We start from the raw sequence: 7,954 nt of genomic DNA, 5'->3' as shown, positions 1-7,954 counted from the left end.
GTCTGGACGGTAAGTTCGTCACCAGCCGTAACATCAAAGACCGTCTGGAACGCGAACTTATCCACAACGTAGCATTGCGCGTTGAGGAAGGCGATAGCCCTGAGAAATTCAAAGTATCCGGTCGTGGTGAGCTGCACCTGTCCGTACTGATCGAAACCATGCGCCGCGAAGGCTTCGAGCTGGGTGTTTCCCGTCCTGAAGTTATCCAGAAAGAGATCGACGGTGAGATTCAGGAGCCGTACGAGCAGGTCATGATTGATGTTGAAGATCAGCATCAGGGTTCTGTGATCGAAGAACTGGGCAAACGCAAAGGCGACATGACCAACATGGAAGTGGACGGTAAAGGTCGTGTACGTCTGACCTTCATGATCCCTTCCCGTGGTCTGATCGGTTTCCGCTCCCTGTTCCTGACCATGACGTCCGGTACCGGCATCATGACCTCCATCTTCGATCACTACGGTCCTGTGAAAGAAGGTGAAGTAGCCAGCCGTAACAACGGCGTACTGGTATCCATGGTTACCGGTAAAGCACTGGGTTACTCCCTGTGGAACCTGCAGGAACGTGGTCGCCTCTGCATCGAGCCAAACATCGATGTCTACGAAGGCATGCTGCTGGGTATCCACAGCCGCTCCAACGACCTGGCTGTGAACCCAACCAAAGGTAAGCAGCTGACCAACGTACGTGCTTCCGGTACTGACGAAAACATCCAGCTGACACCACCTGTACGTTTCACACTGGAACAGGCTCTGGACTTCATCGAAGATGACGAGCTGGTTGAAGTAACTCCTAACTTCATCCGCCTGCGTAAGAAACTGCTGAAAGAAAACGAGCGTAAGCGCGCGAAGAAGTAAGCAACTTTCTGATCAGAAAAAGGCAACCAATCGGTTGCCTTTTTTGTGCCTGAAGCGCAGCCTATACTTCATCTAGCGTTTCGTTTCAGGAGAGCCCATGCGTAAGCTTTACCCCGATATTCACCCTTATGCCGAACACATGATCAAGGTTGACGCGCGGCATAGTATTTACGTGGAAGAAAGCGGCAACGCCCATGGCATCCCTGTGTTGTTTGTTCACGGCGGCCCCGGCGGCGGCACCTCACCTGCTCACCGTAGCTTCTTTGATCCGGAAAAGTACCGCATCATCCTGTTTGACCAGCGCGGCTGCGGGCGCTCGCAACCACACGCCGAGCTGACCGATAACTATTCACAGGCATTGGTTGCCGATATGGAACTGATCCGCCAGACACTGAATGTCGATCAGTGGCTCCTGTTTGGCGGCTCATGGGGATCAACCCTGAGCCTGCTATACGCGCAAACACATCCAGAACGGGTGTCGGGTATGATCTTGCGGGGTATCTTTCTTTGCCGACAACAAGATATTCAGTGGTTCTATCAACGTGGTGCCAGCGCCATCTTTCCTGACTACTGGCAGAGCTATGAAAAAGTCATTCCGCCGCATCAGCGCCACGATATGTTAAGTGCCTATTATGAACTGCTGACATCCGATAACGAGATTGCCCGTATGTCGGCCGCGAAAGCCTGGTCGGTTTGGGAAGGCCGCTGTTCAACGCTGGATCCCAATGGGGATGTCGTGGACCACTTCGCCGACCCTCACGTTGCACTGGCCATGGCACGTATTGAAGCCCACTACTTCATTAACCGTGCGTTTATGGAAGACAATCAGTTACTGGAGAATGCCCACCTCATTCAGCAGATCCCTACAGTGATTGTGCACGGCCGATACGATATGGTGTGTCCGCTGGAACAAGCTTTCGCATTGCATCAGGCGCTTCCTCAGGCAGAGCTCCATATTGTGCGTGACGCGGGACATTCGGCCTTTGAACCGGGTATTACCGACAACCTGGTGGCGGCTACCGACCATTTTGCACGCTCACAGGCTTAAATTGATCGGGGCGTTTTGCCACTGATTTCCATGATGCTCCACTGGCTAATTCCCGCTACAATGCGCGTTTTCCAGCCAGCGGAGCCAATACGATGAAAGCCCTGATCCAACGCGTTACACATGCCTCAGTTGCCGTCGATGGTGAATGCACGGGAGCTATTGATCAGGGAATACTGGTATTGCTTGGCGTAGAGAAAACCGACGATCGCAGTAAAGCGGACAAGCTGTTGAAAAAGATACTGGGGTATCGCATCTTCTCTGACGACGAAGGAAAGATGAACCTGAATGTACAACAGATCAATGGCGGGGTTTTGGTTGTTTCCCAGTTCACACTGGTGGCGGATACTGCGAAAGGGTTACGCCCGGGCTTCTCATCCGGCGCAACGCCTGCTCTGGGCGAAGAGTTATACGATTACTTTGTTGAACAGGCTTCAACGGCTCACACTCAGGTTGCGACAGGACGCTTCGGTGCAGATATGAAAGTCAGCTTGCTCAATGACGGGCCTGTCACGTTTATGCTGGAAATAAATTAAAGCGCTTTACGCTACTTTCCACAGACCACACATATGAAAAGAGCGGAAAATTCCGCTCTTTCTACACGACCCGTGAAGCATCCGTTCAGGCGGGCTGATCACTCTGCACAGACACCGGCTTTCGCTTTATCAGGCGTTGCTGCAGGAATCGGGTCAGTGGCTTTTCAACGACGATATGAAATATCAGCCCTCCCACGATCGTCACCAGCAAACCGCCCACAATAAACGCGCTCATCTGAAGCATCGTCGCTTCCGGCGTAATCAACTTAGACCACAGCATGCGATACACGCCTAACGCTAAAATATGGGTCAGGTAAATGGAATAGGATGCGTCACCTAACAGATGCAAAGCACGCGACTTAAACATACGACCATTCACTTCAACAATCACCACACCCAACACCATCAGCACGCCTGGCACGCCCCAATACAGTGCACGCAACGGACCAAACGGATTCACCTCTGCGGTCAACAACAACCCGATCGTGCCCAGTACCAACAACACGATCCCGAATAATGGCGGCAAGCATCGTAACTTACCGTCGGTATAGGCCTTCGCAATAAACACACCCGCCACAAACTCCAGTAGCAACCCGCTGGTGTACGTTTTTAAGATGGCATTTTGCGGCTCCATTACAAATCCCACACCCACCAGCGTTATAAAGGCGCCTAACAATATCGACAACGCCTGACGCGGTATCATCAGCAAACAGCCAAAGACCAGATAAAAGAACATCTCATAGTTGAGCGTCCAGCCGGGTACCAAAATCGGATAAACGTTCCCCGGCAATCCCAAACTGTAGTGTGGGATAAATAATAGCGACTGCATCAGTTGGGTAAATTCAAACTGAGTCGTCTTGAACAGATGAGGAGCCGCTGTTGCGGCACCCGCAATCACCAGCGTAATCAGCCAGTAGATCGGCACCACTCTGATAACCCGTTTAGCGAAGAACTCTGCAGCGCCCATATTTTTGTTATAGGTCACAAACCAGATAACAAAGCCACTGATCACAAAGAATACGTCAACTCCCGCAGCGCCTACGCTGATTGAGTGCAGCACAGCTTCGTACACATCAATCTGAATAATCAGATGATGAAAGACGACCATCAGTGCCGCAACAGCACGGAGGTACTGAATGGAGTGAATCGTTGGGTGCGGTGCGGTGCTCACGTCTTTATCCATAAAGATTTCTGTTCAATATCTGCACAAGGGAATAAGTTTTGGATGCTAGAGACTCGCCGCCACCATTGCAAGCGAATATTGGACTTGCATCACTACAGAAAACCACAGCATCAGCCCCATGAATTCAGGACTTTACGGCCGACAATCACGCTGCGGAAAACCACCGTTTTTATCGATAAACACAACGGCTTTCACACCATTAACAGCGACCTTCTGACAACTAAATGCTGTTCTACACCTTACGCTTTCCGCTCTTTTCATGCATCTTATAGGGAGGAACTCTCAGATGCAGACCTGTGGAAACCGTATTAGTTATGCATGCTCGCTACCGTCTGACACACCCCGTCAGCTTAGGCTGGATCGCAACCTACCTGTTGGTTCTTCTGTGGTCCGGCACCCATCCGGCTGATCAGGTTATCTGGGGGCTGGAGGTATTCCCCGCCATACTCGGACTGGTTGTTCTCGCCGTCACTTTCAAACATCACCCGCTCACCCCGCTCCTCTATCTGCTCATTCTGATTCATGCAGTGATTTTAATGATCGGCGGCCACTACACCTATGCAGACGTCCCTCTGTTCGAATACTGGGCTGAAGTCAGCGATGGACGTAATAACTACGATAAAGTGGGGCATTTTGCACAAGGCTTTATACCTGCAATGATCGCCCGTGAAATACTGCTTCGTTGTCATGTTATTGCTGGCAATCTGTGGAGAAACTTTTTTATCTGTTGCTTCTGTCTCGCATTCAGTGCCTTTTATGAACTGCTAGAGTGGTGGGTCGCGTTGCTGAGCGAAGAGACAGGCGACGACTTTTTGGGCGCTCAGGGATATCTCTGGGATACCCAGTCCGATATGTTTTTGGCTTTACTGGGCGCCATCTTCGCCCTGCTGAGTATGAGTCGATTACACGACCAACAGCTGAAAGAGATCAGCCAGACTCACGCCCGCTGATCACTTGCTGCAACAAAGCCTTCGCATCGTCAACACCTTCCACTACACGGCTTCTGCGGGAAGCATAGTAGTGCGCATTGAAGACATCAAAATACGCATCCAGCAGATCCGCTGACACCTGATCACCCATTTGAGCCAGCATCACGGCTGCCACTTCTGCAGTGCAGAGATGATGTTCCTCATTGGGTTTTCGCAGATTGTAGCGTGTTTTTCGCTGAGTTTGCGGCTGGATAACGGGCACGTCTTGCAGGTATTTACTTTGACGGAATATACGGCGCGCCTGACGCCAGGTACCGTCCAGAATTATAAATACCGGCTTACGGCCTGGTTTGTGCTCAAACTCCACCATCCGCTCCTCATATCCTTCCCCTTCAGGAAAAACGATATAGGGATCAAACTCAGGGTCATGAAGCTGATCCAGAAACTGAGTATCAGGCTCTGTTCGGCTCCAGGGAAACACCTCCGAATCACGAATCGTATCGACAATCAGACGGCCGGTGTTCGTTGGTTTATAGAGCTCTTTACGGTGGGTCAGCAACCAAAAGCGTGCCTGAGCCTGTGCGTTGACCTGAAAGTCACAGATACACGCCTTCGCCGGCATCTGGCATTGCTCACATCGAATAACGTTAGACCCGCGCGCCAGAAAGGGGCGCCGGGGATGTTCGGTTTCTGTCGTCATATCCCACCTGCTTTTGCGAGCGGGGACTATACCAGCTCGGCGCAATTGCGCCTACTGCAGCGCAGATCCCGGTGGTAGATGATCAAATAGCTGATCATCAACTCCCCAGCTCAATTCCAGCGCCCCACGATGCAGCAACGAAAGAATCTGGTGTAACTCATCATGTGTTAACAATGCCTGAGCGGTGGCTTCTTCCTGACCTTGCTCATACAAACGGACCTGATAACGCTTACCCTGATGGCTGACATCCACCTTATAAAGCAATCCCGGCGCCTTAGACTCCGGAACTCTCGATTCAGGAACAAGCTGCATACTCTGCTGCGCCTGCTCATGCTCAAACTGAGCCAAACCGGATTGATGCTCACTCGGCGCCGTCGCGACCTGCTCCGATGTTTTTCGCACTAACGAACTCAGCGCTTCCAATAATTTAAGTGTGATATTACGAGTGAGCCAAAAATCACAACGGGGCTGCGTATTATTCAGATTGCCCACCAGCAGTATCCGGTCTTCGATCGGGTCGTAGTGGAAGGTAATTGCGGCAATATTCTGCATAGACAGCATCCTTAAGCCCGAAATATTTGTTATTTCATTCTAACCACATCGCGCCCGGCATGCACAGATAACCCACTGAATTAACAACAGATACAAAAATGCCGGAGACTCAGCTCCGGCATTTTTCAGTACAGGCAGAGAGTGTCTCTGCACCTAGGGTGTTTACTCGGGCATCACATACTTGCCTGAGGTCAGCAGTTCGTCGAAGTATGGAATGGTCTTTTTCAGACCTTCATCCAGCGCAACTTTTGGTTCCCAATCCATCTCTTTCTTCGCCAGCGAGATATCCGGACAACGCTGCATTGGATCATCACTTGGCAGGTCTTCGAAAATCAGCTCGGAAGAGGAGCCGGTAAACTCAATCACCTTCTCCGCAAGTTCTCGGATTGTGAATTCACCCGGATTACCAATATTCACAGGACCGGTAAATCCTTCTGGTGTCGCCATCAGGCGTACAAAGGCTTCAATCAAATCATCCACGTAACAGAATGAGCGAGTCTGGGAACCGTCTCCGTAAACAGTGATCGGTTTATTGCTGAGCGCCTGCACGATGAAGTTCGACACCACACGACCGTCCGCCGGATGCATATTCGGGCCATAGGTGTTGAAAATACGCCCCACTTTGATGTCCAGACCCAGCTGGCGATGGTAGTCAAAGAATAGCGTTTCCGCACAACGCTTTCCTTCGTCATAACAGGAGCGAATACCCACTGTGTTTACATGCCCCCAATAGTCTTCCGACTGCGGGTGCACTTTCGGATCGCCGTACACTTCACTGGTGGATGCCTGGAAAATACGGGCGTGTACACGACGCGCCAGTCCCAGCATGTTGATCGCACCGTGAACACTGGTCTTCGTCGTCTGAATCGGATCATACTGATAATGCACTGGAGAAGCCGGGCAGGCCAGGTTATAGATCTCATCCACTTCCACGTACAACGGGAAAGTCACGTCGTGGCGCATGAACTCGAAATATGGGTTATCCATCAGATCAAGAATATTATCTTTGGTACCGGTGAACAGGTTGTCCACACATAAAACATCGTTTCCTTCGGCAATTAGACGCTTACACAGGTGAGAACCCAGAAAGCCTGCACCACCGGTTACCAATATTTTCTTACGCTGAGAATTTTTCATCTACACATCCAATAAATCTGACCAACATACATCCGTGTATTAAGAGGCTCCACGCCCAAACAATACTGCCGGAACTGTTTTCAATAAGATCGCAAAATCACTGACAAGACTCCAGTTATCGATATAAGCCATATCGAGTTCCATCCACTCGTCGAACGTTACGTTGTCACGTCCACTAGCCTGCCAGGTACACGTAATACCCGGCAGGACGCTAAGGCGGCGCATGTGAGAAACTTCCTGGAAACGCTCATAGTCTGCCAATGGCAGCGGACGCGGACCCACCAGGCTCATTTCACCTTTAATTACGTTGAGCAGCTGCGGTAACTCATCAATACTGCTTTTACGCAAGAACTTACCCACTGACGTAATACGTGGATCGTCTTTAATTTTGAACGCAGCACCTTCACGCTCGTTCTGCTTACGCAACGCTTCTTGTAGCTCATCGGCGTTTTGAATCATGGTGCGAAACTTATAGAGCTTAAACACCCGACCGTTATAGCCATAACGATCTTGTACAAACATCACATCGCCTTTCGACGTCAACTTAATTGCCAGCGCTGCGCCAATCATGAGAGGAGAGGTCAGTATTAACAGGATGGATGCCGAACAGAAATCAAATGCCCGTTTTGCCAGGTATTCCCAGCCCATATCATGACCGGAACCCAGCACCAGATCGGATGATGAGGATTCACCCATACGACTCACCATTTCGGTGCGTAATCGCCATACGTGATTTCCGAACATGCTGCCAAACAACTGAGACATGGGCAGACGCACCAAAATACCATGTGCAGATGCGTAATCGATGAGCTCTTCCACCTCTTTCGTAAAGTGATGAATCGGTAGTGTAATAACCACTTCATCTACAACCGTATTATCAAAAATACGCTTGAACTCACTTTTCGGTCCCAGATATTCATCCACAGGCACTTCATCGGGCTGATCATTGCTGATATAACCCACGAAGTTGAAGCCCATATCCCGGTTCGATTTAATCAGCTCAACGTAATTACGCGCTGCC

8 protein-coding genes and 1 pseudogene are annotated in these 7,954 nt (G+C 50.5%); 4 read left to right on the top strand and 5 right to left on the bottom strand.

Going from position 1 to position 7,954, the window contains the following annotated elements; all coding sequences use genetic code 11:
* The 3 genes and pseudogenes from ABYW01_RS08915 to dtd form a co-directional block, all read left to right on the top strand.
* A pseudogene (locus tag ABYW01_RS08915) lies at positions 1 to 851 on the top strand (translational GTPase TypA); the annotation flags it as partial.
* A 97-nt stretch (positions 852 to 948) separates the two neighbouring features.
* Positions 949 to 1,899 carry a prolyl aminopeptidase gene (gene pip, locus ABYW01_RS08910; protein ID WP_372832165.1) on the top strand — a complete coding sequence of 317 codons (951 nt, stop codon included), beginning with the start codon at positions 949 to 951 and terminating at the stop codon, positions 1,897 to 1,899.
* 92 nt (positions 1,900 to 1,991) lie between these two features.
* Positions 1,992 to 2,432, top strand: a complete 441-nt coding sequence (gene dtd, locus ABYW01_RS08905) for a D-aminoacyl-tRNA deacylase (protein ID WP_372832163.1) — start codon at positions 1,992 to 1,994, stop codon at positions 2,430 to 2,432.
* An 85-nt stretch (positions 2,433 to 2,517) separates the two neighbouring features.
* On the opposite strand, the gene ABYW01_RS08900 is transcribed toward dtd, so the two are convergent.
* Positions 2,518 to 3,615, bottom strand: a complete 1,098-nt coding sequence (locus ABYW01_RS08900) for an acyltransferase family protein (RefSeq protein ID WP_372832161.1) — start codon at positions 3,613 to 3,615, stop codon at positions 2,518 to 2,520.
* A 296-nt stretch (positions 3,616 to 3,911) separates the two neighbouring features.
* Here ABYW01_RS08900 and ABYW01_RS08895 point away from each other — a divergent pair, with 296 nt between their 5' ends.
* Complete coding sequence (locus tag ABYW01_RS08895) at positions 3,912 to 4,565, top strand: DUF2238 domain-containing protein (RefSeq protein ID WP_372832159.1); 654 nt, start codon at positions 3,912 to 3,914, stop codon at positions 4,563 to 4,565.
* On the opposite strand, the gene ABYW01_RS08890 is transcribed toward ABYW01_RS08895, so the two are convergent.
* The 4 genes from ABYW01_RS08890 to ABYW01_RS08875 form a co-directional block, all read right to left on the bottom strand.
* A complete protein-coding gene (locus ABYW01_RS08890) occupies positions 4,543 to 5,244 on the bottom strand; it encodes a tRNA-uridine aminocarboxypropyltransferase (RefSeq protein ID WP_372832157.1) in 702 nt (233 codons plus the stop codon). The genes ABYW01_RS08895 and ABYW01_RS08890 overlap by 23 nt on opposite strands.
* A gap of 51 nt (positions 5,245 to 5,295) precedes the next feature.
* The gene (locus ABYW01_RS08885; protein ID WP_372832155.1) at positions 5,296 to 5,796 is read right to left on the bottom strand and encodes a hypothetical protein; all 501 of its coding nucleotides are present in this window, start codon (positions 5,794 to 5,796) and stop codon (positions 5,296 to 5,298) included.
* 162 nt (positions 5,797 to 5,958) lie between these two features.
* Entirely contained in the window at positions 5,959 to 6,933 is a 975-nt protein-coding gene (locus ABYW01_RS08880) for a UDP-glucuronic acid decarboxylase family protein (protein ID WP_193954835.1), read from the bottom strand.
* A 39-nt stretch (positions 6,934 to 6,972) separates the two neighbouring features.
* Positions 6,973 to 7,954, bottom strand: a 982-nt coding sequence (locus ABYW01_RS08875; RefSeq protein ID WP_372832153.1) for a sugar transferase, incomplete at its 5' end; no start/stop codon positions are given.

The organism is Pontibacterium sp., assembly GCF_041587635.1.
Taxonomy (GTDB): domain Bacteria; phylum Pseudomonadota; class Gammaproteobacteria; order Pseudomonadales; family Balneatricaceae; genus Pontibacterium.
This window is presented reverse-complemented; position numbering and strand designations above follow the sequence as displayed.

Coding starts and splice junctions, on each gene's coding strand:
- pip (WP_372832165.1), top strand. CDS start 949: ATGCGTAAGCTTTACCCCGATATTCACCCTTATGCCGAACACATGATC.
- dtd (WP_372832163.1), top strand. CDS start 1,992: ATGAAAGCCCTGATCCAACGCGTTACACATGCCTCAGTTGCCGTCGAT.
- ABYW01_RS08900 (WP_372832161.1), bottom strand. CDS start 3,615: ATGGATAAAGACGTGAGCACCGCACCGCACCCAACGATTCACTCCATT.
- ABYW01_RS08890 (WP_372832157.1), bottom strand. CDS start 5,244: ATGACGACAGAAACCGAACATCCCCGGCGCCCCTTTCTGGCGCGCGGG.
- ABYW01_RS08885 (WP_372832155.1), bottom strand. CDS start 5,796: ATGCAGAATATTGCCGCAATTACCTTCCACTACGACCCGATCGAAGAC.
- ABYW01_RS08880 (WP_193954835.1), bottom strand. CDS start 6,933: ATGAAAAATTCTCAGCGTAAGAAAATATTGGTAACCGGTGGTGCAGGC.